General features: G+C 65.2%; 31 protein-coding genes. 5 read left to right on the top strand and 26 right to left on the bottom strand.

The features are described 5' to 3' along the window. Positions 1-11 precede the first annotated feature (11 nt). Positions 12-620 (bottom strand): YqgE/AlgH family protein, encoded by a 609-nt coding sequence (locus FGU64_RS22380; protein ID WP_136359174.1) that lies wholly within the window; start codon positions 618-620, stop codon positions 12-14. 148 nt (positions 621-768) lie between these two features. Here FGU64_RS22380 and FGU64_RS22375 point away from each other — a divergent pair, with 148 nt between their 5' ends. Next, positions 769-1,575, top strand: coding sequence for a protein-disulfide reductase DsbD domain-containing protein (locus FGU64_RS22375; protein WP_139955087.1), 807 nt, complete (start codon positions 769-771; stop codon positions 1,573-1,575). A 74-nt stretch (positions 1,576-1,649) separates the two neighbouring features. Beyond that, positions 1,650-2,132: a peroxiredoxin gene (locus FGU64_RS22370; protein ID WP_139955086.1), complete on the top strand. Its 483-nt coding sequence runs from the start codon at positions 1,650-1,652 to the stop codon at positions 2,130-2,132. A gap of 207 nt (positions 2,133-2,339) precedes the next feature. On the opposite strand, the gene rnhA is transcribed toward FGU64_RS22370, so the two are convergent. The 11 genes from rnhA to coxB all read right to left on the bottom strand — a co-directional run bounded on the left by rnhA (position 2,340) and on the right by coxB (position 11,472). After that, a complete protein-coding gene (gene rnhA / locus FGU64_RS22365; RefSeq protein ID WP_139955085.1) occupies positions 2,340-2,888 on the bottom strand; it encodes a ribonuclease HI in 549 nt (182 codons plus the stop codon). Then, positions 2,885-3,865 carry a homoserine kinase gene (locus FGU64_RS22360; protein ID WP_139955084.1) on the bottom strand — a complete coding sequence of 327 codons (981 nt, stop codon included), beginning with the start codon at positions 3,863-3,865 and terminating at the stop codon, positions 2,885-2,887. The genes rnhA and FGU64_RS22360 overlap by 4 nt, the downstream gene beginning before the upstream one ends. Further along, positions 3,865-4,869: a 4-hydroxy-3-methylbut-2-enyl diphosphate reductase gene (ispH, locus tag FGU64_RS22355; protein WP_139955083.1), complete on the bottom strand. Its 1,005-nt coding sequence runs from the start codon at positions 4,867-4,869 to the stop codon at positions 3,865-3,867. Before ispH ends, FGU64_RS22360 begins: the two co-directional genes overlap by 1 nt. 85 nt (positions 4,870-4,954) lie before the next feature. Beyond that, a complete protein-coding gene (locus FGU64_RS22350) occupies positions 4,955-5,713 on the bottom strand; it encodes an SURF1 family protein (protein ID WP_139955519.1) in 759 nt (252 codons plus the stop codon). A gap of 17 nt (positions 5,714-5,730) precedes the next feature. After that, the gene (locus tag FGU64_RS22345; RefSeq protein ID WP_139955518.1) at positions 5,731-6,117 is read right to left on the bottom strand and encodes a DUF983 domain-containing protein; all 387 of its coding nucleotides are present in this window, start codon (positions 6,115-6,117) and stop codon (positions 5,731-5,733) included. 92 nt (positions 6,118-6,209) lie between these two features. Further along, complete coding sequence (locus FGU64_RS22340; RefSeq protein ID WP_136359188.1) at positions 6,210-7,094, bottom strand: cytochrome c oxidase subunit 3; 885 nt, start codon at positions 7,092-7,094, stop codon at positions 6,210-6,212. A 1-nt stretch (position 7,095) separates the two neighbouring features. Then, positions 7,096-7,725, bottom strand: a complete 630-nt coding sequence (locus tag FGU64_RS22335) for a cytochrome c oxidase assembly protein (protein WP_139955082.1) — start codon at positions 7,723-7,725, stop codon at positions 7,096-7,098. 8 nt (positions 7,726-7,733) lie between these two features. Next, positions 7,734-7,898, bottom strand: coding sequence for a hypothetical protein (locus tag FGU64_RS23385; RefSeq protein ID WP_168734558.1), 165 nt, complete (start codon positions 7,896-7,898; stop codon positions 7,734-7,736). Between the two features lie 2 nt (positions 7,899-7,900). Further along, the gene (locus FGU64_RS22330; protein WP_139955081.1) at positions 7,901-8,845 is read right to left on the bottom strand and encodes a heme o synthase; all 945 of its coding nucleotides are present in this window, start codon (positions 8,843-8,845) and stop codon (positions 7,901-7,903) included. 75 nt (positions 8,846-8,920) lie between these two features. Continuing rightward, the gene (gene ctaD / locus FGU64_RS22325) at positions 8,921-10,570 is read right to left on the bottom strand and encodes a cytochrome c oxidase subunit I (protein WP_139955080.1); all 1,650 of its coding nucleotides are present in this window, start codon (positions 10,568-10,570) and stop codon (positions 8,921-8,923) included. A 38-nt stretch (positions 10,571-10,608) separates the two neighbouring features. Further along, on the bottom strand, positions 10,609-11,472 hold the full coding sequence (gene coxB, locus FGU64_RS22320; RefSeq protein WP_139955079.1) for a cytochrome c oxidase subunit II: 864 nt from the start codon (positions 11,470-11,472) through the stop codon (positions 10,609-10,611). 362 nt (positions 11,473-11,834) lie between these two features. Here coxB and FGU64_RS22315 point away from each other — a divergent pair, with 362 nt between their 5' ends. Beyond that, positions 11,835-12,380 (top strand): invasion associated locus B family protein, encoded by a 546-nt coding sequence (locus FGU64_RS22315; RefSeq protein WP_139955078.1) that lies wholly within the window; start codon positions 11,835-11,837, stop codon positions 12,378-12,380. A 7-nt stretch (positions 12,381-12,387) separates the two neighbouring features. Here FGU64_RS22315 and FGU64_RS23380 read toward each other — a convergent pair whose 3' ends face one another. Further along, positions 12,388-12,525 carry a hypothetical protein gene (locus tag FGU64_RS23380; RefSeq protein ID WP_180375591.1) on the bottom strand — a complete coding sequence of 46 codons (138 nt, stop codon included), beginning with the start codon at positions 12,523-12,525 and terminating at the stop codon, positions 12,388-12,390. A 105-nt stretch (positions 12,526-12,630) separates the two neighbouring features. Here FGU64_RS23380 and tldD point away from each other — a divergent pair, with 105 nt between their 5' ends. Then, the gene (gene tldD, locus FGU64_RS22310; RefSeq protein WP_139955517.1) at positions 12,631-14,037 is read left to right on the top strand and encodes a metalloprotease TldD; all 1,407 of its coding nucleotides are present in this window, start codon (positions 12,631-12,633) and stop codon (positions 14,035-14,037) included. Positions 14,038-14,109: 72 nt separating this feature from the next. Here the strand turns inward: tldD and FGU64_RS22305 are convergent, their stop codons facing one another. The 13 genes from FGU64_RS22305 to aroC form a co-directional block, all read right to left on the bottom strand. Continuing rightward, positions 14,110-14,616, bottom strand: coding sequence for an RES domain-containing protein (locus FGU64_RS22305; protein WP_139955077.1), 507 nt, complete (start codon positions 14,614-14,616; stop codon positions 14,110-14,112). Beyond that, on the bottom strand, positions 14,609-14,980 hold the full coding sequence (locus FGU64_RS22300) for an antitoxin Xre/MbcA/ParS toxin-binding domain-containing protein (protein WP_136359202.1): 372 nt from the start codon (positions 14,978-14,980) through the stop codon (positions 14,609-14,611). The genes FGU64_RS22305 and FGU64_RS22300 overlap by 8 nt, the downstream gene beginning before the upstream one ends. Before the next feature lie 72 nt (positions 14,981-15,052). After that, positions 15,053-16,294 (bottom strand): class I SAM-dependent RNA methyltransferase, encoded by a 1,242-nt coding sequence (locus tag FGU64_RS22295; RefSeq protein ID WP_139955076.1) that lies wholly within the window; start codon positions 16,292-16,294, stop codon positions 15,053-15,055. After that, a complete protein-coding gene (locus tag FGU64_RS22290; RefSeq protein WP_139955075.1) occupies positions 16,291-17,055 on the bottom strand; it encodes a TlyA family RNA methyltransferase in 765 nt (254 codons plus the stop codon). Before FGU64_RS22290 ends, FGU64_RS22295 begins: the two co-directional genes overlap by 4 nt. A 41-nt stretch (positions 17,056-17,096) precedes the next feature. Then, complete coding sequence (locus FGU64_RS22285; RefSeq protein WP_139955074.1) at positions 17,097-17,366, bottom strand: hypothetical protein; 270 nt, start codon at positions 17,364-17,366, stop codon at positions 17,097-17,099. A gap of 185 nt (positions 17,367-17,551) precedes the next feature. Then, complete coding sequence (gene dxs, locus FGU64_RS22280) at positions 17,552-19,483, bottom strand: 1-deoxy-D-xylulose-5-phosphate synthase (RefSeq protein ID WP_180375590.1); 1,932 nt, start codon at positions 19,481-19,483, stop codon at positions 17,552-17,554. 83 nt (positions 19,484-19,566) lie between these two features. Then, a complete protein-coding gene (locus FGU64_RS22275; protein WP_139955072.1) occupies positions 19,567-20,484 on the bottom strand; it encodes a pirin family protein in 918 nt (305 codons plus the stop codon). Positions 20,485-20,500: 16 nt separating this feature from the next. Continuing rightward, positions 20,501-20,893, bottom strand: a complete 393-nt coding sequence (locus FGU64_RS22270) for a type II toxin-antitoxin system VapC family toxin (RefSeq protein ID WP_139955071.1) — start codon at positions 20,891-20,893, stop codon at positions 20,501-20,503. Continuing rightward, complete coding sequence (locus tag FGU64_RS22265) at positions 20,890-21,144, bottom strand: type II toxin-antitoxin system prevent-host-death family antitoxin (RefSeq protein WP_136359216.1); 255 nt, start codon at positions 21,142-21,144, stop codon at positions 20,890-20,892. Before FGU64_RS22265 ends, FGU64_RS22270 begins: the two co-directional genes overlap by 4 nt. A gap of 69 nt (positions 21,145-21,213) precedes the next feature. Further along, complete coding sequence (locus FGU64_RS22260) at positions 21,214-21,465, bottom strand: exodeoxyribonuclease VII small subunit (RefSeq protein ID WP_139955070.1); 252 nt, start codon at positions 21,463-21,465, stop codon at positions 21,214-21,216. 3 nt (positions 21,466-21,468) lie between these two features. Further along, positions 21,469-22,395 carry a histone deacetylase family protein gene (locus FGU64_RS22255; RefSeq protein WP_139955516.1) on the bottom strand — a complete coding sequence of 309 codons (927 nt, stop codon included), beginning with the start codon at positions 22,393-22,395 and terminating at the stop codon, positions 21,469-21,471. Positions 22,396-22,482: 87 nt separating this feature from the next. Next, a complete protein-coding gene (gene ribB / locus FGU64_RS22250) occupies positions 22,483-23,580 on the bottom strand; it encodes a 3,4-dihydroxy-2-butanone-4-phosphate synthase (protein ID WP_139955069.1) in 1,098 nt (365 codons plus the stop codon). A 124-nt stretch (positions 23,581-23,704) separates the two neighbouring features. Next, on the bottom strand, positions 23,705-24,805 hold the full coding sequence (gene aroC / locus FGU64_RS22245; RefSeq protein ID WP_139955068.1) for a chorismate synthase: 1,101 nt from the start codon (positions 24,803-24,805) through the stop codon (positions 23,705-23,707). Between the two features lie 151 nt (positions 24,806-24,956). On the opposite strand from aroC, the gene FGU64_RS22240 reads away from it, so the two are divergent. Next, positions 24,957-25,337, top strand: a complete 381-nt coding sequence (locus tag FGU64_RS22240) for a VOC family protein (RefSeq protein ID WP_139955067.1) — start codon at positions 24,957-24,959, stop codon at positions 25,335-25,337. Positions 25,338-25,403 lie beyond the last annotated feature (66 nt).

Genomic DNA, 25,403 nt, shown 5'->3' with positions numbered 1-25,403 from the left:
TTCGCCTGCTGTCAGGCGTGACCGGCCGCGGCGCTCAGGCGCGTGGGATCGACGCCGATGGAGGCGAGGATCCTCTCGTATTTGCGCTCGATGTCGGCATCGAACAACAGGTCGGGATCGGCAGGACAGGTCAGCCAGCCGTTCTCGGCGATCTCGCCTTCCAACTGTCCCGCCCCCCAGCCGGCATAGCCGAGCGCCATCAACGCTTGGCGCGGACCGCGGCCGGTGGAAATCGCCCGCAGGATATCGACGGTGGCGGTGAGGCAGACGTCCGGCGAGACAGGCAGGGAGGATTCGACCCGGTAGTCGCCCGAATGCAGGACGAAGCCGCGAGAGCGGTCGACCGGACCGCCGTTGCGCACGACGAAATCGCGCGCCTGCCGGGGCAGACGGATCACTTCCTGCTCGCTCATGATGCCGAGCTGCACCAGAAGGTCGGGAAACAGCATCTGCTGCGTCTGGTTGATGATCAGGCCCATCGCTCCTTCGTCGGAATGGGCGCAGACGTAGATCACCGAACGCGCGAACCGCTCGTCCTTCATGCCCGGCATGGCAATCAGGAACTGGTCATCCAGGAAACCGCGCTCGGCGGCGTCCTTCTTTTGACGCAGCAGGTCCATGTCCGAAGCCTAACGCGTTTCCGGCATGCTTGAAAGGTGCCCTTTGGACGGATTTGAAATGGCGGGCGGTGCACGGGTCACGCAAATATGATGCCACCGTGCTTGAGAAAGCGGTTGCCTCGACGCAATGAGCCGGTCAAATCAGCCCATGCAAGCCCTCTTTCTTTTCTCCCTTGGAACGGTTGCAACCCTGCTGTCCAGCCTGCCGGCGACCGCATCCTCCTCGGCCTGGTTCCAGTCGGAAGGCGGAAAGGTGCGGCTCGTCACCACCGGCGCGCCCGACGAGGCCGGCCGGCTGCAGGGCGCGCTGGAGATCATGCTCAAGCCCGGCTGGAAAACCTACTGGCGCGACCCCGGCGACAGCGGCGTGCCGCCGCAACTGGACGTCGGCGCCAGCACCAACATCGCCGGCGCGGAGATGGCGTTTCCCGCGCCACAGCGCCATGACGACGGCTATGGGCAGTGGTCCGGCTACGACCGGTCCGTCGCCTTTCCAGTCGTCTTCACCGTGGCGAAGCCAGGCAAGACGGCGACGATCGACGCCGATGTCTCGCTCGGCATGTGCGAGACGATCTGCATTCCAGTGCAGACGCGGCTGACCGTCGATCCGGCCGCCGGCGCCGACGACGCTGCCGACGCCGAAGCCGTCAAGGCGGCGCTTGCAGCGCTGCCGGCCAAGGCGACGGCCGATTTCGGCATCACCGCCCTGCCCGGCGACCACGAGACGCTGGAGGTCGAAGCACATGTTCCCGGCGACCCAGCGGCGGCCGATTTCTTCGTCGCGGGGGCCGACGACTATATGTTCGCCGCGCCGCGCCGCACCGACGACAACGGCAAGGTCGTCTTTTCCGTACCGATCCTCGACCGGCCGACGACAACACCCACCGGCGCCGGACTGCACTACACGCTGACCGGCTCGACCGGCGCGGTGGCGGGCGTGCTGCCCTATCCATGATCTCGGTGCCATTGCGGGCGCGCCGAGAACCCGTTATCGCTTCCGTCGTCTAACAACGCCTGGATGAGAACACGATGACCATTGCCGTCGGCGACACGCTGCCCCAAGCCACCTTCAAGACGATGACGCCGGACGGCTCGAAGGACATCACCGGGGCCGAGATCTTTTCCGGCAAGAAAGTGGTGCTGTTCGGTGTACCGGGCGCCTTCACGCCGACCTGCTCCAACAACCATCTGCCGGGGTATCTGGAAAACCACGACGCGATCCTGGCGCGCGGCGTCGACACGATCGCGGTCGTCGCGGTCAACGACCAGCATGTCATGGGCGCCTGGGCGCGCTTCACCGGCGGCGAGGGCAAGATCCTCTACCTCGCTGACGGCAACGGCGATTTCGTCAAGGCGGTCGGCCTCGATACCGATTTCTCCGCCAACGGCATGGGCCTGCGCTCCAAGCGCTTCTCGATGATCGTCGACGACGGCAAGGTTGTTGCGCTCAACGTTGAGAGCAAGCCGGGCGTCAACGAATCGAGTGCGGCGCATATTCTGGAACAGCTTTGAGGGCGGGGCTTCGGTCAAACGCCGGCGCCGCCCCTCACCTGCCTGCCGGCATCCTCTCCCCGTAAACGGGGAGAGGCGCGCTTTCATGGATGCTTTCGCCTATCACCAACGCTGGAAATGTAGTGATGAGGTCGCGGCCGTCCTTCCTCGCCCCGTTTACGGGGAGAGGATGCCGGCAGGCAGGTGAGGGGCGGCGCGGACGCTAGATCAATAACTCTGGCTCGACCGCCGTGGCGGCTTTGGCGCCGGCTTGCCGGGTTTCGGCTTCGCGGCCGGAGCAGCGCCCTGCGCCCCAACCACTTTCTTCTTGAACGGCGCCATTCCGGCACGCGCGAGTTCATCGGCGCGCTCGTTTTCGGGATGGCCGGCGTGGCCCTTCACCCAATGCCACGTCACCTTATGGCGCTTGCGGGCCGCATCCAGCGCCTGCCACAATTCGGCGTTCTTCACCGGCTTCTTGTCAGCGGTGCGCCAGCCGTTACGCTTCCAGCCCTCGATCCAGCCGGAAATGCCGTCCTTGACGTAGCTCGAGTCGGTGTAGAGATCGACGGTGCTGCCTTCCTTGATGGCGTCGAGTGCGCTGATGGCGGCCGTCAGTTCCATGCGGTTGTTGGTGGTGAGTTCCTCGCCGCCCTTCAATTCCCGCATCGCCCCGTCATTCGGTCCGTCGCTGCGCAGCCGAAGCACCACTCCCCAGCCGCCGGGGCCGGGATTGCCTGAACAAGCACCGTCGGTGAAGGCTTCAACGGTCCTCATGCCGTCACCCCTTGCGGCGCCAGGCCGTATTCGGCCGGCGAGCGGACCTGCCGGTGGAAGCGCATGCGGCGCAGATATTCGAGCGGGTCCTTCTTGACGACAAGACTACCTTGCGGCGTGTTCAGCCAGTCGTAGAGGCGCGTCAGCATGAAACGCAGCGCCGATCCGCGCGCCAGGACGGGAAGCATCCCGGCCTCCCGATCGGATAGCGGGCGCACGGCGGTGTAGCCGCCCAAAAGCGCCCTGCCCTTGGTCAGGTTGAAGGAATTGTCCTTCTCGAAGCACCAGGCGTTGAGGCAGATGGCGACGTCGTAGGCGAGCAGATCGGTGCAGGCGAAATAGAAATCGATCAGGCCCGACAGGCGCTTGCCGAGGAAAAAGACGTTGTCGGGAAAGAGGTCCGCATGGATGACGCCGACCGGCAGGTCCGCCGGCCAGTTGGCCTCCAGAAAGGCCAGGTCGGCTTCCGTTTCCTCCGCAAGGCCCGGCGCCACCTCGTCGGCGCGCGGCTTTGCCCGCTCCCAGAGCGGCCGCCATCCCGAAACCGAAAGAGCGTTGGCGCGGCGAAGCGAAAAATCGCTCCCCGCCAGGTGCATGGCCGCGAGTGCCGCGCCCACCTCGCGGCAGTGCTCGACGGTAGGACGCCGCATCCACATGCCTTCCAGGAAGGTGACGAGGGCGGCGGGCCGCCCGGCAAGCTGGCCGATGGTCGTGCCGTCCTTGCGGCGCACCGGCAGCGGACAGCTTATGCCGCGATCGCTGAGATGCTGCATCAGGCCGAGGAAGAACGGCAGATCGTCCGGGTTCACCCGCTTCTCGTAAAGGGTGAGGATGTAGGCGGCGCTGGAGGCGTGCAGCAGGAAGTTGGAATTCTCGACACCCTCGGCGATGCCCTTGTAGGAGAGCAGTTCGCCGACATTATAGTCGCGCAAGAAGGCGGCGAGATCGGTTTCGGAAATGTCGGTGTAGACGGCCATCAGCGGGACCCGTTGACGAAGGCCATGTCTGCCGGCGTGAGTTCGACATCGCGCAGCGCGCGCATGACCGGGAATTCCTCCGTCTCGGTCGCCGTTACGGCGAGCTCGACGGACACGTCGAAACGGGCGCGGAAGGCATCGATGATCTCGTCGACGATGATTTCCGGCGCCGACGCCCCGGCTGACAGGCCAAGCGTCGAGATCGACCCGATCTCGTTCCATGGGATGTCGGCGGCGCGCTGGACGAGTAGCGACATGGCGGCGCCCGCGCGCTCGGCCACCTCGACAAGGCGGCGGGAATTGGAGGAATTGGGAGCGCCGACGACGAGGAACAGGTCGGCGCCTTCCGCGGTTTCCTTCACCGCCTCCTGGCGGTTGGTTGTGGCATAGCAGATCGATTCGGCGGCGGCGGCCTGCATGGCAGGAAAACGCTCCTGAAGCACGCGTATGATGCCGGCGGTGTCCTCCACCGACAGTGTCGTCTGGGTGACGAAGCCGAGCGCCTCGGCATCCGCCGGCTCGAACGTGCGCGCGTCCGCTTCCGTCTCGATCAGCGTCACCGCGCCTTCCGGCAACTGACCCATCGTGCCGATCACTTCGGGGTGGCCGGCATGGCCGATCAGAAGCACGTGGCGCCCGAGCCGCTGGTGGCGCATCGCCTGCTTGTGCACCTTCGAGACCAGGGGGCAGGTCGCATCGAGATAGAAGAGGTTGCGTGCCTCGGCATCGGCCGGAACCGACTTCGGCACGCCATGGGCCGAAAACACCACCGGGCAATGGCGATGCTCCGCCGGAATCTCGGAAAGTTCCTCGATGAAGACGGCGCCGAGGTTCTGCAGGCCTTCCACCACGTACCGGTTGTGGACGATCTCGTGGCGGACGTAGACCGGCGCGCCGTATTTCTTCAGCGCCAGCACGACGATCTGGATCGCCCTGTCGACGCCAGCGCAGAAGCCGCGCGGCTGGCACAGTCTGATCGTCAGGGGCGGTTTGGTCTGGAGCATGGAGCGGACATGCTGTACCGGACGCCGGCCTGTCAAGAGAAGGAATGCCGCGCTGCCCGGCAATGCGGCAGCCGGCAAGGCCGGGTCACGCCGGTTTGCGCTGCCGCAGCAGCCAGGCGATCAGCACGCCCGCAAGAGCCGCAGCCAGCCCGTACCAGGTGACGGCGTACTGCAAATGGTTGTTCGGCAGGTCGACGATGGTCGTGCCGCCGACCGGCAGCCCGCCGGGATTGGGAGCGTCGCCGGCATCGACGAACAGGCCCAGCACCTTCGCATCGGCCGGCAGGCCGGAGCTTGCCGCCATGGCGCGGATGTCCTTCCAGTAGAAGATGTTCTTGCCCGGCTCGTTGTCGGGCACCAGCGACGACGGTTTTTCCGCCAGAACGGGGCGCAGCAATCCCGTCACCGCGACGCGGCCCTGCACCTGGCCCTGCTCGCGGGTCGAGGGGTCCTTGCGGTCATAGGGCACGAAGCCGCGGTTGACGAAAACCCAGTCGCCGTCGTCGAGCTTGAGCGGTGTGTAGACGTTGAAGCCGGCCTGCCCCTTGAAGGTCGCCAGGAAATGCCGCTCGAAGTGGTGGTCGAACGTGCCCTCCACCGTCACCGGGCGGTATTCCTGCGCCGCGACGTCCGGATCGACCTTGAGGGCGGCGAGCAGATCGACGGGCGGTTTCGCCATGCGGCTGGCGATGGTGGCAATCAGCCCTTCCTTCCAGTGCAGGCGCTGCACCTGCCAGGTTCCGAGCCCGATCAGGATCAGGAAGACGATCGCGCCGGAAACGACGGCGAGCGCCTTTCTCGGCCTGCGCCCGGCGGCGGCCGTCGCCTTGCTCTTTGGCTCCACGCTCACCGGCTTCCCGCTCACTGGCCTCTGTCCAACCTGCCCTCGGCCGCCTTGTTGCGGTATTGCAGCGCGATCAGCACGCCCTTGATCAGGCGCAGCGCGACGAGACTGAGGACCAGCGTCAGCGGAATCCAAAGCATGAAATGCAGCCACAGCGGCGGATTGAAGTTCACCTCCATCCACAGCGCCAGCCCGACGACGATGAAGCCGATGATCAGGATGACGAACACCGCCGGGCCGTCGCCGGCATCGGCGAAGGAATAATCCAGCCGGCAGACGGAACATTCCTTGCCGACCGTCAGGAAGCCGGAGAACAGCCTGCCCTCGCCGCAGCGCGGGCAATGCCCTTTCAGCCCGGTGGCGATGGGCTCGACGGGCGGCCAGATCGCCTTGTCCTCCTGGATATGAGGGCCTTCGCTCATCGGATTCTCGCCTTTTAAAAAAATGAAGGCGGCCGCGTCGCCGCAGCCGCCCCCGTTTGATTTCCGCGCGCGGATCAGCCGGCGTGTTCGATCACAGCACCGGCCGAAGCCCAGACGTAGATGCAGGCAAACAGAAACAGCCACACCACGTCGACGAAATGCCAGTACCAGGCCGCCGCCTCGAAGCCGAAATGCTGCTTCGGCGTGAAGTCGCCGCGGATGGCGCGGATCAGACAGACAGCCAGGAAGATGGTGCCGATGATGACATGGAAGCCGTGGAAGCCGGTCGCCATGAAGAAGGTCGCGCCGTAGATGGAATCCTTGAAGGCGAACGGAGCGTGCATGTACTCGTAGGCCTGCACGAAGGAGAACAGCACGCCGAGCGCGACCGTCAACGTCAGGCCCCAGACGAGCCCCTTGCGATCGCCGTGAATGAGCGAATGGTGCGCCCAGGTGACCGTGGTGCCCGACAGAAGCAGGATGACGGTGTTGTAGAGCGGCAGGTGGAAGGGATCGAGCACTTCCAGCCCCTTCGGCGGCCAGACGCCACCGGTGAAGGCGGCGCGCGCCACCTGCTCAGTCTCGGCCGGGAACAGGCTGGCGTCGAAAAAGGCCCAGAACCAGGCGACGAAGAACATCACCTCGGAGGCGATGAACATGATCATGCCGTAGCGCAGGTGCAGCGACACGACGCGCGTGTGGTGACCCTCATGCGCTTCCTTGATGGTGTCCGACCACCAGGAGAACATGGTGTAGAGCACGATCAGGAGGCCGATGAAGAAGATCCACGGCGAGGCAATGTTGACCCCGAACAGGTGGAACTCGTTGCCCTTCATGTACTGCATCCAGGCAACACCACCGACCGCCATGACGAGCGCGCCGACGGAGCCGGTGAACGGCCACGGGCTCGGATCGATGATGTGGTAGTCGTGTTGCGGTTTTGCGTGCGCGTCTGCCATGTCAGCCCCCGAGGGTCTTTGCGGTATCGGTGTTTATCTTGTTTCCCGTTTCCGGCGCCGAAGCGACCGGCTTGTCCCCCTCCGCCGGGAACATCGTGTAGGAAAGCGTGATGGTCTTGATGTCCTTGAGTTCCGGCTGGTTGACGATGTCGGGGTCCACATAGAAGACCACCGGCATGTCTGCCGTCTCGCCGGGCTTCAGTGTCTGTTCGGTGAAGCAGAAGCACTCGACCTTGTTGAAGTAAGCGCCGGCAAGGTCCGGCGTGACGTTGAACGTGGCGCGGCCCGTCGTTGCCGTCGGCAGCTTGTTGACGGCCTTGTAGTGGGCGCGCGCGGTCTCGCCGATCTTGACGGTGATGGAACGGGCAACCGGCTCGAAATCCCACGGCACGCCGGCCGTGTTGGCATCGAAGCGGATGGTGATGTCGCGATCGAGCACCTTGCCGGCATATTGCTGCTCGACGCGCTGCGTGGTGCCGGCATAGCCGGTGACCTGACAAAAGACCCTGTAGAGCGGCACCGCCGCGTAGGCCATGCCGATCATGCCGGCGAAGAACGCCACGCAAGTACCGGCGATGACCATATTGGTCTTCTGCTTGCCCGGACGCGGGGACGGTGCCTGGTTGTCCATCTCTACCCTCACATCGGCCCGTTCGGCATGAAATGACCGAACTTGATGAAGGTCGCCACGTAGAAGATGACGACCAGCGCGCCGAGCGCGAGGCCAATTGCGACGGACCGGCTGCGCCGTGCCTTCTTCTGACGCTCGGTCAGTTCGATCATTTCCAGCTTGTCGTCGGCCATCGTCACGCTCCGCCCATGGCGAGCGCCCGCTCGACGACGCTATCGGCCAGATAGGCCGCGAAGATGGCGAACAGATAGAGCAACGAATAGCCGAACAGCGCCTTGGCCGGCCGCATGAGGCGGTCGCTGTCGGGCATCATCAGCACCTTCCACGAATACCAGACGAAGCCGACGCCGAGGATGGCCGACACGATACCGTAGCCGATGCTGACATAGCCGAGGAACCAGGGCAGGACGCCGACCGGAGCCAGAATGAGCGCATAGGCGAAGATCTGGCGCCGGGTCGAGGCCTCGCCCGCGACGTTCGGCATCATCGGGATGCCGGCGCGGCCGTAGTCCTGCGCCTTGAACAGGGCGAGCGCCCAGAAATGCGGCGGCGTCCACAGGAAGATGATGAGGAACAGGATGACGCTTTCCAGGCTGACCGAGCCGGTCACCGCGGCCCAACCGATAACCGGCGGAAAGGCGCCGGCCGCGCCGCCGATGACGATGTTCTGCGGCGTCCAGCGCTTCAGCCACATCGTATAGACGACGGCATAAAAGAAGATGGTGAAGGCGAGCAGCGCCGCCGACAGCCAGTTGACCAGCACGCCGAGCGTCATCACCGAAAGGGCGGAAAGAACAAGGCCGAAGCTCAAGGCCTCGCCGGGCGACACGCGTCCCGACGGTACCGGGCGCGAGGCCGTACGGGTCATCACAGCGTCGATATCGGCATCGTACCACATGTTGAGAGCGCCCGACGCGCCCGCGCCGATGGCGATGGCGAGGATCGCGATCATCGCGATCAACGGATTGATCGACACCGGTGCCGCCACCAGGCCGACGAAGGCGGTGAAGACGACCAGCGACATGACGCGCGGCTTCAGCAGGGCGAAATAGTCGCCCGCCGTCGCTTCCGACATGCGGAATGCGGCGTCTTCGATGCGTGTTTCTTCAACCAGGGCCATGCGTACTTAGATAATTCCAGGGTTCCGTTTGGCTGATACCGCCGACCGGGGCCGGCGGTATCGATGAGTCTCAGCCTACTTGACCTTCGGCAACTGCTCCCACTGGTGGAAGGGCGGCGGCGACGGAAGCTGCCATTCCAGGGTCGTCGCGCCCTCGCCCCACGGGTTGGCGCCGGCGACGCGCTTCTTCTGGAACGCCTCGAAGACGCCATAGAGGAAGATCAGTACGGCGAAGCCGGAGATGTAGGAGCCGTAGGACGACACCATGTTCCAGCCGGCATAAGCGTCCGGATAGTCGATGTAGCGGCGCGGCATGCCGGCAAGGCCGAGGAAATGCTGCGGGAAGAACACCAGGTTCACGCCGATGAAGGTGATCCAGAAGTGGGTGTTGGCGATCACCGGCGAATACATGTAGCCGGTCATCTTCGGGAACCAGTAGTACCAGGCCGCGAAGATGGCGAACACCGCACCCAGCGACAGCACGTAGTGGAAGTGGGCCACGACGTAATAGGTGTCCTGCATGGAGCGGTCGAGGCCGGCATTGGCAAGCTGCACGCCCGTCACACCGCCGATGGTGAACAGGAAGATGAAGCCGATCGCCCACAGCATCGGCGCCTTGAAGGAGATCGAACCGCCCCACATGGTGGCGATCCACGAGAAGATCTTCACGCCGGTCGGCACCGCGATGACCATCGTGGCGAAGACGAAGTAGCGCTGCGTGTCCAGCGAGATGCCGCTCGTGTACATGTGGTGCGCCCACACGACGAAGCCAACCGCGCCGATGGCGACCATGGCGTAAGCCATGCCGAGATAGCCGAAGATCGGCTTCTTCGAGAACGTCGAGATGACATGGCTGACGATGCCGAAGCCCGGCAGAATCAGGATGTACACCTCAGGATGGCCGAAGAACCAGAACAGGTGCTGGTAGAGGATCGGGTCCCCGCCGAACTCGGGCGAGAAGAAAGAGGTGCCGAAGTTGCGGTCGGTCAAAAGCATGGTGATCGCGCCCGCCAGAACCGGCAGCGAAAGCAACAGCAGGAAAGCGGTGATCAGCACCGACCAGGCGAACAGCGGCATCTTGTGCAGCGTCATGCCCGGAGCGCGCATGTTGAAGATGGTGGTGATGAAGTTGATGGCGCCGAGGATGGAGGACGCGCCGGCGATGTGGATCGACAGGATCGCGAGGTCCATGGCCGGCCCGGGCTGACCCGAGGTCGAAAACGGCGGATAGAGCGTCCAGCCGCCGCCGACGCCGTAAGCGCCCGGCGCGCTCGGGACGAACATGGAGGTGATGAGAAGAATGAAGGCCGGCGGCAAGAGCCAGAACGAGATGTTGTTCATGCGCGGGAAGGCCATGTCCGGCGCGCCGATCATGATCGGCACCATCCAGTTGGCAAAGCCGCCGATCAGCGCCGGCATCACCATGAAGAAGATCATGACCAGCGCGTGCGCAGTGGTGAAGGCATTGAACATCGACTTGCCGGCGTCGAGGGCGGCATCGCCGTCGACGCCATAGACCATCGAGGCGAGGCCCGGGAAAATCTGGATGCCCGGCTCGGCCAGCTCCCAGCGAATCATGATCGACAGCGCCCCGCCGACGATGCCGGCGCAGATCGCGAAGATCAGATAAAGGGTGCCGATATCCTTGTGGTTGGTCGAGTAAACCCAGCGGACCCAGCCGCGCGGCTTGTGGGCGTGATCGTCGTGCGCTGCAGCGTGAGCCATGTTCCGCTCCGTTGTTCCCTAATCTTGCTGGCCGCGGCTCAGTTGCCGGCGACCGCTACCTTTTTGGTACCGTCGACTTGAGCCATCAACGCCTTGTTGGCGCCGGGCAGATCGTTCTTGGCCGCAGCCATCCAGGTATTGAACTGGTCGTTCGACACCACCCGGATGGCGATCGGCATGAAGGCGTGGTCCTTGCCGCACAGTTCCGAGCACTGGCCGTAGAAGATGCCTTCCTTCTCCGCCTTGAACCAGGTCTCGTTGATGCGGCCCGGAACCGCGTCGACCTTGATGCCGAAGGCGGGCATGGCGAAGGAATGGATGACGTCGGCGCCGGTGACCAGCACGCGGACGACCTCGCCGACCGGCACGACCATCTCGTTGTCGACGGCCAGCAGGCGCGGATAGGCGGCCTTGTCTTCCTTGCCGGCGGCGGCGCGATCCTTGTCGTCAAGGATGGCCGAGTTGAAGGAGAGCGGCTCCTCCGCCTGGTACTCGTAGTCCCAGTTCCACTGGTTGCCGGTGGCCTTGACGGTCAGCTTCGGCTCCTCCGGCGGAGAATACTGTGCGGTGAGAAGCTGGAAGGACGGCACTGCGATGAACAGGAGCACGACCACCGGGCCGACCGTCCAGATCACCTCGATCAGCGTGTTGTGGCTGGTGCGCGAAGGCGTCGGGTTGGCACCGGCGCGGAACTTCACGATGCACCAGGCAAGCAGCACCAGCACCAGGAGCGTGATGGGGACGATGAACCACAGCGTGTAATGCTCGAACCAGGCGATCTGGCGCATGATATCGGTGGCGGGCTGCTGGAAGGTGGTTTCCCACGGCCGTGGCTGGTCGGCATGGGCTGCGCCCGCGAAAAACACGGCGGAGGCGCCTACGCCAGCAAGAAGTTTCCTCATCGCCCTGATCATCTCCCAGTCCCCACGACCGCGTAACAACCGCGTATTGCAAATGAACCATGGCGGGATGGGAATCCCGCGCATTCTCGATCTGGTTCAAACCATACTCTTTTTCCTATCGCAAGGAAGGAGCAGGCCAAATCATGCGGCATTTTTGCGCGCGCCCCGCGGCGCGGCGCCCCGCCTGTGGAAAGGCCCGGCGGCAGCCATACGGCCGGGAGGCGACCGAACGGCCGTAAATCGGGCCGGTTTCGGCATCAAAACCGCATTGTGGCCGCATTCGCGTTCGATTGGGCCGTGCCTCACGCTTTTTTTCGATCCGGCTGGGGCTTAAAGTGCCGTGATTCGCAGGTGGAGCCGTCATGAACCCTGGGGTTTCGAGAACCTTGGCGAAAGTCGCCTTCGCCGCCGCCCTGTCCGTCGGGGGATTGGCGGTCGCGGGACTGTCGGTCGCCGGCCAAGCCTATGCGGCCCAGCCGAGCGGCACGGTGAAATCCACCCACGGCGCCTGGTCCATCATCTGCGACACGCCGGCCGGCGCCTCGTCCGAGCAATGCGTGATGATGCAGAACGTCGTGGCCGAGGATCGCCCGGAGATGGGCCTTTCGGTCGTCGTGCTGCGCACCGCCGACAACAAGGCCGAGATCCTGCGCGTGCTGGCGCCGCTCGGCGTCCTTCTGCCGAACGGGCTCGGCCTCAACGTCGACGGCAAGGATATCGGCCGTGCCTATTTCGTCCGCTGCTTCCAGGACGGCTGCTATGCCGAGGTGATCTTGGAGAAGCCCTTGCTCGACACGCTGAAGAACGGCAAGGCGGCGACCTTCATCGTTTTCCAGACGCCTGAAGAGGGCATTGGCATCCCGGTCGACCTGAAAGGCTTCGCGGACGGCTTCGCAGCGCTGCCCTGACGATCCTTCAGCCCATCGCAAGCGTGATCGCGATGCCGCCGGCCATGCCGATGCCGATCCCCGCAATGGCGTAGTCGGCGCCGAATACCATGCCCACGGCAAAACCGACCACTGCGCCGACGAATATCCAGTATGATCGCTTCAAGCTTGCTCCTCACGCGAGCTTGACCCTTACCGGGATGCAAGCCGTCTCTGCCGTGCCTATATTGCGCTTCACCGAATACGAACAGGGAGCCGCCCCTTGCGTTCCATGCTGACCGAGCAATTCGACATTTCCGAAAGCCGTCTGAAGGATATCGTCGCCGATGCCGTACACGGCGCCGACGACGGCGAGCTTTTCCTTGAATACAGCGAGAGCGAAGCGCTGATGTTCGACAACGGCCGGTTGAAGACGGCCAATTTCAGCACCGACCAGGGCTTCGGCCTGCGCACCGTCGCCGGCGAGGCCAGTGGCTACGCCCATTCGAGCGAGCTTTCGGAGGCTGCGCTGCTACGCGCCAGCGATGCCGTATCGACCGTGAAGGACGGCTATTCAGGCACGTTGGCCGACGCGCCGGCGCGCACCAACCGTCATCTCTACAGCGACGAGAACCCGATCCCCTCGCCGTCCTTCGAGGCCAAGGCGAAACTGCTCACCGAGATCGACGGCTGGCTGCGGAACCGCGACCCGCGCGTGCGCCAGGTCACCGCCTCGCTCGCCTCGTCATGGCAGCATGTCGAGATCGTGCGCGGCGATGGGCAGATCGTGCGCGACATCCGCCCGCTGGTGCGCGTCAACGTGTCGGTCGTCGTCGGCGAGGGCGAGCGGCAGGAAAGCGGCTCCTACGGCATGGGCGGCCGCACCGGTTTCGGCGAGTTCCTCGTCGAGGAGAACTGGAAGCACGCGGCGCAAGAGGCGTTGCGTCAGGCGCTGGTCAACCTGGAGGCCGTGCCGGCGCCGGCCGGCACCTTCGACATTGTGCTTTCTTCCGGCTGGCCTGGCGTGATGCTGCACGAGGCGGTCGGGCACGGGCTGGAAGGCGATTTCAACCGCAAGAAGACCTCCGCCTTCGCCGGGCTGATGGGGCAACAGGTCGCCGCCAAAGGTGTCACCGTGGTCGACGATGGCACCATCGCCGAGCGGCGCGGCTCGCTGACGGTGGATGACGAGGGCACGCCGACCAACCGCACGGTGCTGATCGAGGACGGCAAGCTGGTCGGCTACATGCAGGACCGCCAGAACGCACGGCTGATGGGCATGGCCGCCACCGGCAACGGCCGCCGCGAAGGCTACGCGCACCAGCCGATGCCGCGCATGACCAACACCTATATGACCGCCGGCGAGCACACGCCGGAGGAGATCATCGCCTCGGTGAAGACGGGCATCTATGCCGTGTCCTTCGGCGGCGGACAGGTCGACATCACGTCGGGCAAATTCGTCTTCGGCTGCACCGAGGCCTACATGATCGAGAACGGCAAGGTCACGCAGCCGATCAAGGGCGCCATGCTGATCGGCAACGGGCCGGACGCCATGCACCGCGTCGCCATGGTCGGCAACGACATGAAGCTCGACACCGGCATCGGCATGTGCGGCAAGGCCGGACAGGGCGTGCCGGTCGGCGTCGGCCAACCTCACCTGCGCATGAACCAGATGACGGTCGGCGGCACGCAGGTGTAGGGCATTTTGCAGCCAGACGGACTCGTCTGGCGTTGCACAAATGCGGCTAAAACAAAGAGCCAGAGCGCCGGCCTATAGCCACGACGCCGCAGTCTTCGGCAGCCTGTGGTCGGGATCGATCACATCGAGCCTCGGCGCGTCCTTGTCGTTCCAGCGCCACAGCGCCACGCAGCTTCCGCCAGGCGACATATGCGACGGGTAGATCACGCCGTCATGGCCTTGCGCAAGAAGCCTGCGCCGCAGCCGGTGCGTTTCCGGCACCTTGCCGCGATCCATCAGGTCGCGCCATTCGCAGAGGTGAATGTCCGGTCTGATCTTCAGGTCGGCAAGAACGGTCAGGTCCGTCAGATCCGCCAGATTGGCACCGGCGAGTTCCAGCCGCGCGATGAGCGCCGGATGCTGGACGAAACCCTGATTGTATTCGGCCCAGGCGGTCGAAAGCTCGCGCGCGGCATAGATGGCCGGCGCGCCGACCGGGTTCCAGCGGCCGCCGAAGCGGGCGGCCCCCTCGCCCGACAGCGGCAGATGCGCCCAGCGCGGCACGAAGGCGCGCCACAGCGTCAGCGTCGCATCAGGCATAGACGCCGGCGCGCACGGCCTCCAGATAGGCGAGCACCTTGTCGGCCTTGTCCTCCCGCACGAGATCGTAGGCGGTCTTGCCGGCCCAGCCGGGTATCGGCTGGTGCTTGAACCAGATGGCGGCGCGCTGCTCGCTGCCCGCCATTTCGCTGGCCATCGCCAGGATGCGCACGACGGGGCTCAAGGCGGCGTCGACCTTGCGGGCGCCGGTGCGCGCCGTCAGCGTGTTGCGGGCGACGCCGATCAGCCCGGCAAGTTCGGTCAGCGTGACGCCGAGCAGTTCGGCGACGCGGCGGGCCGACAGGAACGGCGCGCGGCCATCGCCGAAGCGCAGGGCGGGAGACTCGAATGTTGCGACGGTCATGGCACAATCCTTACATGGTTTGACCGGTCCGCGCTTAAAATAAGCTCAAATCGAGTGCGTTTCAAGAACAGGTCAGCGCCTGCGCCTCGGCTTCTCCAGCAGCGCCACCGCTTCGACATGCGGCGACCACAGGAACTGATCGATCGGCACAACGCTTTTCAGCGCATAGCCGCCGTCGAGCAGGATGCGCAGGTCGCGCGCCAGCGTCACCGGGTTGCAGGACACGGCGGCGACCAGCGGCACCTGTGAGCGCGCGAGTTGTTTCGACTGGTCTTCGGCGCCGGCGCGCGGCGGGTCGAAGACGACGCCGTCATAGGCGTCCAGTTCCTTCGCCGTCAGCGGGCGGCGGAACAGGTCGCGCTTTTCCATCGTCACCCGTTTCAGGCCGGACGCGAAACGAAAGGCGCGGTCGAGTGCGACCAATGCCGCGGCATCGTTCTCGACCGCGTGGATTTCCGCCTTCGGCGCCAGCCGCAGGGCGAAGCTGCCGCAGCCGGAAAACAGGTCGGCGATCCGTTTGGCGCGGGACAGGTGGCCGGCGACCAGCCCGGCCATCGTCATTTCCGCGGCTTCGGTCGCCTGAAGGAAGGTGCCGGGCGGCGGCTGTACCGCGATATCGCCGAACATCACCACTGGCTTCGTCGGCTCGAGGACGATCTCTCCATCGACGGACACTCTGGCCAATCCTTCGCGAATGGCGAAATCGGCGAGTTGGTGGCGGCGTCGCTCGTCCAGGCGCCCGGCATCATGGATCGCGATATCGAGGCCCGAGGCGGTCGCGGTGACAGCTATGTGGAAGGGTTTTGGCGTGGCACAGGCCAATTCCGCAAGAGCGCGCAGCATGGGCAATGCGGCAACGATCTCGGGCAGCAGCACCGGACATTCCTCCAGCACGACGATCTCCGTCGACAGATGCCGGTTGAAGCCCAGCAGCATGCCGGCCTCGGTGCGGCGCGCGGTGAACGCGGCACGGCGACGGGTGCCGGGTTCGCAGGCGACCAGCGGTGCGACCTCGGCCTCGATCTTTCTGCTGCGCAACGCCTGCACCACACGCTCGCGCTTCCAGGCGCGATAGGCTTCGCCCTGCATGTGCTGCAGCGCGCAGCCACCGCAGGTGCCGAAATGACGGCAGGCAGGATCGATGCGCAGCGGCGAGGGATCGAGCACGGCGATCAGGTCGGCGCGATCCTTCAGGCGGGCCGCCGTCACTGTCTCGCCCGGCAGCGTGAAGGGGATGAACACCTCGCCGCCCTCGACGGCTGAGATGCCGTCGCCCTGCGCGCCCAGCCTGTCGATGGTGAAACGGCTGCTCATCTGTCCTTTACCCCACCCAGCAGGAATTCTCGGTTCCCGTCACCGCCTTCGATCGGCGACGGGGTGAGCCCCAGCGCCCGCCAGCCCGGCAAGCCGTCGAGCCAAGACCGGAGGTCTTGCGCGACCGTTTCGGCCATTTCGGGGCCCTTGAGCAGGCCGCCCTTGCCGATCGCTTCCCGGCCGGCCTCGAATTGCGGCTTGACCAGAAGCACGGCCCTCGCTCCCGGCCGGGCAAGGTAGAGCGCCGGCGGCAGCGCCAGTTTCAGGGAAATGAAGCTGACGTCGGAGACGACGAAGTCGGGCGCCCGGCCTTCCAGATCGGCGGCCGTGAGGTCGCGCGCGTTCAGGCCCTCGATGGACCGCACTCGGCGGTCGGCGGTAATCGAGGGATGCATCTGGCCATGGCCGACGTCGATGGCGGTGACATGGGCGGCGCCGCGCTCCAGCAGGACCTGCGTGAAGCCGCCGGTCGAGGCGCCGATATCGAGGGTCCCGCAGCCAGCGACATCGAAGCCGAAATGGTCGAGCCCTGCGATCAGCTTCAAGACCGCCCGCGACACATAGGCACGAGCAGGATCGTCGACGTCGAGGACGGCATCGGGCGCCATCATCTGTCCCGGCTTTGCCGCGACGGTGCCGTTGACCCGCACGGTGCCGCGCTCGACCGCATCGCGGGCACGCGAGCGGCTCGCGAACAGGCCGCGGCTGACCAGAAGATCGTCCAGGCGCCGGCGGCCCGAAGCTGGCGGGTTTGGCTTCATCGGCCTTCATTGGCGAAAGCCGGCGGCGAAGGCAAGCGCGCTCAGTTCAGCAAGGAACCCGACGGGCCTTCCACAGCAGGCACAAGGCCGTCGTCGGGCGCGGCGGCAGGCGGCGGCATATCAGCCGCTGTCATCGCCGGGGCGCTTTGCACCACGACGAACTGTGGCTTCTGTCCGAACGAAAAGCCGCCCCTGATATCGCCCATCCTGGAGGCCGCGATCCGCGCCGCCGACGCCTCCAGCGTGTGATCGTAACGCTGCTCGGCCGCGTCCGCCGTTGAGACGAATATCGTCATGGCGGCAAAAGCCATCAGCACCTTTCTCATTGTTTTTCTGCTCCCTGCCGGCCCTCGCATTAGCAAGGTGACGTTGAGAAACGCCCAAGACAAAGGGTAAGCAGAACGCCAAAGCGCAGCGTAAACAATTAATTACGGGTGACTTCCGAGAAACCGATTCGGCCTGTTCGCGAACTGATTCAGGTCGTTGATGCGATTCTTCAGGCGCGTTGCGTAGCCGCGCCGTGGCCCAGCGCGGCAAAGACGGCATGCACGATGCCGGCCGCATCCAGACCGGCCGTCGCGTACATCTTTTCCGGCTTCGCATGATCGGTGAAGACGTCCGGCAGCACCAGCGGCCGAACCTTCAGGCCGCTTTCCAGCAACCCGTCATGGGCGAGGAAATGCAGGACCTGACTGGCGAAACCGCCGACCGACCCTTCCTCGACCGTCAGCAGAATCTCATGCGAGCGCGCCAGGCGGCGGACAAGATCCTCGTCGAGCGGCTTGGCGAAGCGGGCGTCGGCCACCGTGGTGGACAAGCCGGCCGCCCCCAGTTCCTCCGCCGCCAGCAGGCAATCGGCGAGGCGCGTGCCGAAAGACAGAAGCGCCACCTTGGTGCCTTCCCTGAGTATGCGTCCCTTGCCGATCTCGAGCCGCGAGCCGCGCTCCGGCATGTCCACGCCGACGCCGTTGCCGCGCGGGTAGCGGAAGGAAATCGGCCCCTCGTCATAGTCGGCGGCCGTGCGGACCATGTGTTTCAGTTCCGCCTCGTCGCTCGCGGCCATGACGACGAAGCCCGGCAGCGAGGCGAGATAGGCCGTGTCGAAAGCGCCGCAATGGGTCGCCCCATCCGCCCCGACGAAGCCGGCACGGTCGATGGCGAAACGCACCGGAAGGCCCTGCAACGCCACGTCGTGCACGACCTGGTCATAGGCGCGCTGCAGGAAGGTGGAATAGATCGCCGCGAAGGGCTTGTAGCCTTCCGTCGCAAGGCCCGCCGCGAAGGTGACGGCGTGCTGCTCGGCGATGCCGACATCGAAGGTGCGCTTGGGAAAGGCCTCGCCGAACAGGTCGAGGCCGGTGCCGCTCGGCATGGCGGCGGTGACGGCGACGACGCGCTCGTCCTCCTCCGCCTCGCGGATCAGGCTCTCGGCGAAGACCCTAGTGTAGCTCGGCGCGTTCGCCGGGGCTTTCGCCTGCGCGCCGGTGATGACGTCGAACTTGTTGACGCCGTGATACTTGTCGGCGGCTGCCTCCGCCGGCGCGTAACCCTTGCCCTTCTGGGTGACGACATGGATCAGCACCGGGCCGCGCGCATGGTCGCGCACGTTCTTCAGCACCGGCACCAGATGCTCCAGGCTGTGCCCGTCGATGGGGCCGATATGATAGAAGCCCATCTCCTCGAACAAGGTGCCGCCGGTGACGTAGCCGCGCGCGTGCTCGACGGCGCGGGTGATGGCGCGGTCGACGCGCTTGCCGAGATAGGAGGTCAGCTTCTTGCCGATGTCGCGAATGCCCTGATAGGTGCGCCCGGACGCGAGCCGCGCGAGATAGTGGCTCATCGCGCCCGTCGGCGGGGCGATCGACATGTCGTTGTCGTTGAGGATGACGATCAGCCGCGCGTCGAGCGCGCCGGCATTGTTCATCGCCTCGTAGGCCATGCCCGCCGACAGTGCCCCGTCGCCGATGACGGCGATGACGTTGTTTTTGCCGCCCGAAAGGTCGCGCGCCACCGCCATGCCGAGGCCGGCCGAGATCGACGTCGAGGAATGCGCGGCGCCGAAGGGGTCGTATTCGCTCTCGGCGCGCCGTGTGAAGCCGGAAAGCCCGCCCTCTTGCCTAAGCGTGCGGATGCGGTCGCGGCGGCCGGTCAGGATCTTGTGCGGATAGGCCTGGTGGCCGACATCCCAGATCACCCGATCGGCGGGCGTGTCGAAGACATAGTGGAGCGCCACCGTCAGTTCGACCACGCCGAGACCGGCGCCGAGATGGCCGCCCGTCTGCGAAACGACATCGACCAGTTCGGTACGCAGTTCGGCGGCGAGTTGCGGCAGGTCGCGCTCGGGAAGCGCGCGCAGGTCTGCCGGGATACGAACCTTGTCGAGCAGCGGCGTTTGCGGTTTTTGGTTCAAGGAATGCGCCTCTGGCATTTGTCCGAAGCGGGATAGGCCGCAAAAGGTGGAAAGTAAATGCGCGATGAAGCCGCCGGCCGCGGCTTCATCGCCGTCGAACCCTACTCCGGCAGCGGAACGAATTCTTCCTCGTCGCCCGGAACGATGTCGAAACGGCCGGTCTTCCACTCCTGCTTGGCCTGTTCGATGCGCTCCTTCGAGGAGGATACGAAATTCCACCAGATATAGCGCTTGGACGGCAGCGACGCACCGCCGAACAGCATGAAATGCGCGCCGGAACTGGAAGAAACGACGATCTCGTCGCCCGGCTTGAAGACCAGAAGCCGCTCGTGCGGGAACGTGTCGCCGGAAATCGTCACTTCGCCGGCGAGCGTATAGATCGCCCGCTCCTCGGCATCGGATGGAATCCTGACACTGGCTCCGGGGTCGAGCCGGATATCGGCATAGAGCGTATCCGAATAGACACCGACAGGGGATTTCAATCCCTCGAAGGCGCCGATGACGACGCGGCCGCAAACGCCCTCGGCATCGAACTCGGGCAGGTTTGCGGAGGTCGTGTGGTCGAAGACCGGCGCGATCTCCTCCTTGCCATCCGGCAAGGCAAGCCACGTCTGCAAGCCGGAAATCGACATCGGCGCGCCGCGCAGTTCCTCCGGCGTGCGCTCGGAATGGACGATGCCGCGCCCGGCCGTCATCAGGTTCACGTCGCCCGGCTCGATCACCATCTCGGTGCCGAGCGAATCGCGGTGGCGGATCTTGCCGTCGAACAGGTAGGTGACGGTGGAAAGGCCGATGTGCGGGTGCGGCCGAACGTCGAGCGCCTGACCGGCCCGCAGGATGGCCGGCCCCATTCGGTCGAAGAAGATGAACGGGCCGACCAGCCGGCGCCTTGCCGTCGGCAGCGCGCGGCGGACCTGGAAGCCGTCGATGTCGCGCGCGTTCGGCACCACCATCAGTTCGATGGCGTCGCAGCCGAAGGCATCGCCGATGTTCGGGTCGTTTCCGGGAAAGAAGCTCATGGGCGCATCATCCTCGTCAGGGCCACGTCAGGATGCCCACATCATAGCGCGAGAGGTGGCGGTCGTATGTCACCAACTGCATATTCTCTATAGTGGCCTGCGCCAGCATCAGCCGGTCGAACGGATCGCCATGGAGCGGCGGCAGGCGCTCGACGAAAGCGGCGTGAGCGGGCGTGACATTCATCAAGGAAAAGCCGGCATTCTCGAAATGCCCGATCGCCTCGTGACCGGAGAACGGCGGGCTGTCCGGTCGGTGCAACCGGTGCTTTATGGCGATCTCCCACACCGCAGCCGCCGAAACGGCGACCGCATTTTCAGTATCACCGATCATATCCATGAATCGCGCCGGAATGCGTTTCGGCTCCGTCAGCGTCCAGACGGCAATATGCGTATCGAGGAGAAGCCTCACTTCTCTTCGCCAAGGAACATCGCTTCGATTTCGGCGTCCATCGCCTGAAACGCCTCAAAATCCATTGACGGATATTTGCCGGCGAGCAACCCCAGCCGACGCCTCTTCTTCGGCGCAGCATCAATCGGCACCAACCGCGCAGCCGGCTTGCCGTTGCGGGCGATGATGATTTCTTCCTCGGCCCCGCTCTCCACCGCTTCCACCAGCTTGGAGAGCGAAGTCTTGGCTTCATGCATATTGACCATTCCCATGGCCATCTCCTTAGCTAAGCCTGGCTAAGTATATGTCGAAGACCAAGCGGGTTCAACCAGACGCCAGCGTCACTCCCCGTCGAGCGGCTCCGTGCCAGCGGGTTTGCCGTCGCGGGAAAGGCGAATCTTTTCAACCTTGTCCTCGGCCGCCTTCAACAAGCGGTCGCAATGCGCCTTCAGCGCCTCGCCGCGCTCGTAGATGCGGATCGACTGGTCGAGCGGCACGTCGCCGCGCTCCAGATCGTCGACGATCTTCTCCAGAGCGTCGAGCGCCTGCTCGAAGCTCATCGCCTTGACGTCCGCATTCGCTTCATCGGCCATGGATCATCCTTTCATGAGACGCCCGACATGGGCGGAGACCGAAAACGCCAGCCCCTGCAGGTCGTAGCCGCCTTCCAGCAGGCTGACCAGCCGGCCGGCGCTATGGCGTCCGGCCTGCTCCATCAGCTGCCCCGTCGCCCAGTCGAAATCGTCCTCGACGAGATTGATCTCGGCAAGCGGGTCGCGGTGGTGCGCGTCGAAACCGGCCGAGACGATAATCAAATCGGGGCGAAACGCATCCAGCGCCGGCAGCACGCGCGAGGAAAAGGCGTCGCGGAACGTCTCGCTGCCGGTGCGCGGCGCCAGCGGCGCATTGACGATGTTGCCGGCGCCCGTTTCATTCTTCGCGCCGGTGCCGGGATAGAGCGGCATCTGGTGGGTGGAGCAATAGAGAACCGACGGATCATCCCAGAAGATATCCTGCGTGCCGTTGCCGTGATGCACGTCCCAGTCGACGATGGCGACACGTTCGGCGCCGTGCCGGCCCTGCGCATGGCGGGCGGCGATCGCCGCATAGTTGAACAGGCAAAAGCCCATGGCCGTCGTCTTTTCGGCATGATGACCGGGCGGGCGCGCGGCGACGAAAACATTGTCCGCCCTGCCCCCGAACACGTCGTCCACCGCCGCGTTGGCAGCGCCGATCGCCGTCAGCGCCGCCTGCCAGCTTTTCGGGCTGAGCACGGTATCCCCATCGATGCCTGCAAGGCCATCCTGCGGAACAGCCGCCTTTATACGCTCGACGAAATCGCGCGGATGCACGGCAAGGATCGTTTGCGGATCGCCCTCGGGTGCCTCGACGCGGTCGAGCGGCACGAACGCCTCGTCGTCCAGCACGCGCTGGATGGCGCGCAGCCTGTCCGGCCGCTCCGGATGGCCGGGCGGTGTCAAGTGCTCAAGATAGATCGGATGCGTATAGAGACGCGTCGCCATGCGCCCGATATAGGCGCGGGCGACCGGCTTGACCATGGCCGGAGGCGACGCACCGGCAGTGTTCAACAGAAGATCGGCCTTTGTCGCCTACAGGATATCCGTCCTCACGATATGGATGCCGAAACCTTCGAGCCCAACATAGTGCCTCTCGCGCGAGGCGATCAGGCTGATAGACGAGATGCCGAGATCCTTGAGGATCTGGGCGCCGAGGCCGATTTCGCGCCACTCGCTCTCGCGACGGCGGGCTTCCTCGTGGTCCTCGCGCTCGCCGGTCGGGCGGTTACGATCCTGGTGCGCGACGCCGACCGAGCCTTCGCGCAGGTAGACGACGACGCCGCGCTTCTTCTCGCCCATGGCGCGCATCACGCCATCCAGTCTGTGGTCGGTGCCGAAGACATCGGTGACGACGTCCTCCGGATGCAGGCGCACGGGGACATCCTCGCCATCGCGAATGTCGCCGAAGACGACGGCCAGATGGTGCATGACATCCCACGGCAAGGTGTAGGTGTAGGCCTTGGCCTTGCCGCCGGGGGTTTCGATGTCGGTACAGGCGACGCGCTGCACCAGCGTCTCCTGACGCTGGCGGTAGGCGATGAGGTCAGCGACAGAAACCTGCTTCAGGCCGTGCTTTTCGGCGAAGGCCGACACTTCGGGTCCTCGCTTGACGGTGCCGTCGTCGTTGACCAGTTCCGAAATGACGCCGACCGGCGGCAGGCCGGCCAGCTTGCACAGGTCCACCGCCGCCTCGGTGTGGCCGGAGCGCATCAACACGCCGCCCTCGCGGGCGATCAGCGGGAAGATGTGGCCGGGCCGGACGAAATCGGAAGCGCCGACATTGCCGTTGGCGAGATTGCGCACGGTCAGCGTTCGATCGTCGGCCGAAATGCCGGTGGTGGTGCCGTGCTTGAAGTCCACCGAAACGGTGAACGCCGTCGTATGGGCCGAATCGTTGTCGGCCACCATCGGCGCAAGGTTCAGGCGCCGGGCGTCCTCCTTGGTCATCGGCGTGCAGACGATGCCGGACGTGTGGCGCACGATGAAGGCCATCTTCTCCGGCGTGCAATGGACGGCCGAGACGATCAGGTCGCCCTCGTTCTCGCGCCCGTCGTCGTCCATGACGACGACGATCTCGCCGCGCTCGAAGGCGCGGATGGCTTCGACGGTCTTTTTCTGGTCGTAAGGCATGGGGCTCGCTTCGTTCGCAGGGCAGACGGGAAGACAGTAGGGCAGTTAGGGCAATAGGGCAGTATGTTAAAAAGTCTAGGCAACAGACTGCCTTACTGCCCTATTGCCTTACTGCCCTAATCCCCTACTGCCTTCCCGTCTGTCCTCGATGCCGCAGATAATGATCCGCGATCGCGCAGGCCACCATCGCCTCGCCGATCGGCACGGCGCGGATGCCGACGCAGGGGTCGTGGCGGCCCTTGGTCATGACCTCGACATCGTGGCCGTCCCGGTCGATGGACTTGCGCGGCGTCAGGATCGACGAGGTCGGCTTGACGGCGAAGCGCGCGACGACCGGCTGGCCGGTAGAGATGCCGCCGAGGATGCCGCCGGCATGGTTGGAGAGGAACACCGGCTGGCCGTCGTTGCCCATGCGCATCTCGTCGGCGTTCTGTTCGCCGGTGATGCGGGCCGCCTCGAAACCGTTGCCGATCTCGACGCCCTTGACAGCGTTGATGGACATCAGGCCGGACGCGATGTCCTGGTCGAGCTTGGCGTAGATCGGCGCGCCGAGCCCTGCCGGCACGCCTTCGGCGACGATCTCGATCACCGCGCCGACCGAGGAGCCGGCCTTGCGGATGCCGTCGAGATAGGCGGCGAAAACCGGAACGGAAGCGGGGTCCGGCGTGAAGAAGGGATTTTCGGCGTCGCCGACAAAATTCCAGTTCCAGTTGGCGCGGTCGATGGTCTTCTCGCCCATGGATACCAGCGCGCCGCGCACCACCAGTCCCGGCACCACTTTCCGCGCCAGCGCGCCGGCGGCGACGCGCGCGGCCGTCTCGCGCGCCGAGGAACGGCCGCCGCCGCGATGGTCGCGCAGGCCGTATTTCACCTCATAGGTATAATCGGCATGGCCAGGGCGGTACTGGCGGGCGATCTCGCCGTAATCCTTCGAGCGCTGGTCGACGTTCTCGATCAGCATCGACACAGGCGTGCCGGTGGTGACCATCGTCTCGCCGTCGTCGTCGAGAATGAATCCGGACAGAACCTTCACCGCGTCCGGCTCGCGCCGCTGGGTGACGAAGCGCGACTGGCCGGGCCGGCGCCTGTCCAGCTCCGACTGGATGTCGGAAAGCCGGAAGCGGATGCCGGGCGGGCAGCCGTCCACGACGCAACCGAGCGCTGCGCCATGGCTTTCGCCCCAGGTGGTGACTCGGAACAGATGGCCGAAGGTGTTGTGGGACATTTTCTCGCCGAGCTTCGCCGGCTGCCGCCGGCCCATCGCGCTTCTATTGGCGTTTTCGCCCCCGGTCAAATTGCCCGACGCGGGACCTCACGTCCCACTTGAAGCCGACGGCCGCATTTGGTTTCTTGTGCGCGAACCATCGGAGGAAACCATGTTCAGTCACATCGTCGTCGGCAGCAACGATCTCGAGCGGTCGCGCAGGTTTTATGACGCAACGTTCGGCGCCGCGGGCGCCGCGCCCGGCACGATCGACGCCAAGGGTCGCCTCGTCTACTCGAAGGACGGCGCGCGTTTCCTGATCACCAAGCCGATCGACGGCATGGCCGCCTCGCACGCAAACGGCGGCACGATCGGCCTGAAGATGGAAAGCCCCGAGATGGTCAAGGCATGGCACGACGCCGGCGTGGCCAATGGCGGGAAATCCATCGAGAGCCCGCCCGGCATCCGCGAATCCGCCGCAGGAAAGCTCTATCTCGCCTATCTGCGCGACCCTGACGGCAACAAACTCTGCGGCCGGGCGGTGGCTTCCTAGCGCCGCCCCTTCCGACCGGTTTCATCGGGCTGGCGTGGCTGCGGACGCGCCACGCCTGTTGATAAG

Origin of the sequence: Mesorhizobium sp. 8 (assembly GCF_006351905.1) — a bacterium.
Taxonomy (GTDB): domain Bacteria; phylum Pseudomonadota; class Alphaproteobacteria; order Rhizobiales; family Rhizobiaceae; genus Mesorhizobium; species Mesorhizobium composti.
Note: the sequence above shows the minus strand (reverse complement) of the source record. Positions and strands in the feature narration are given on the sequence as shown.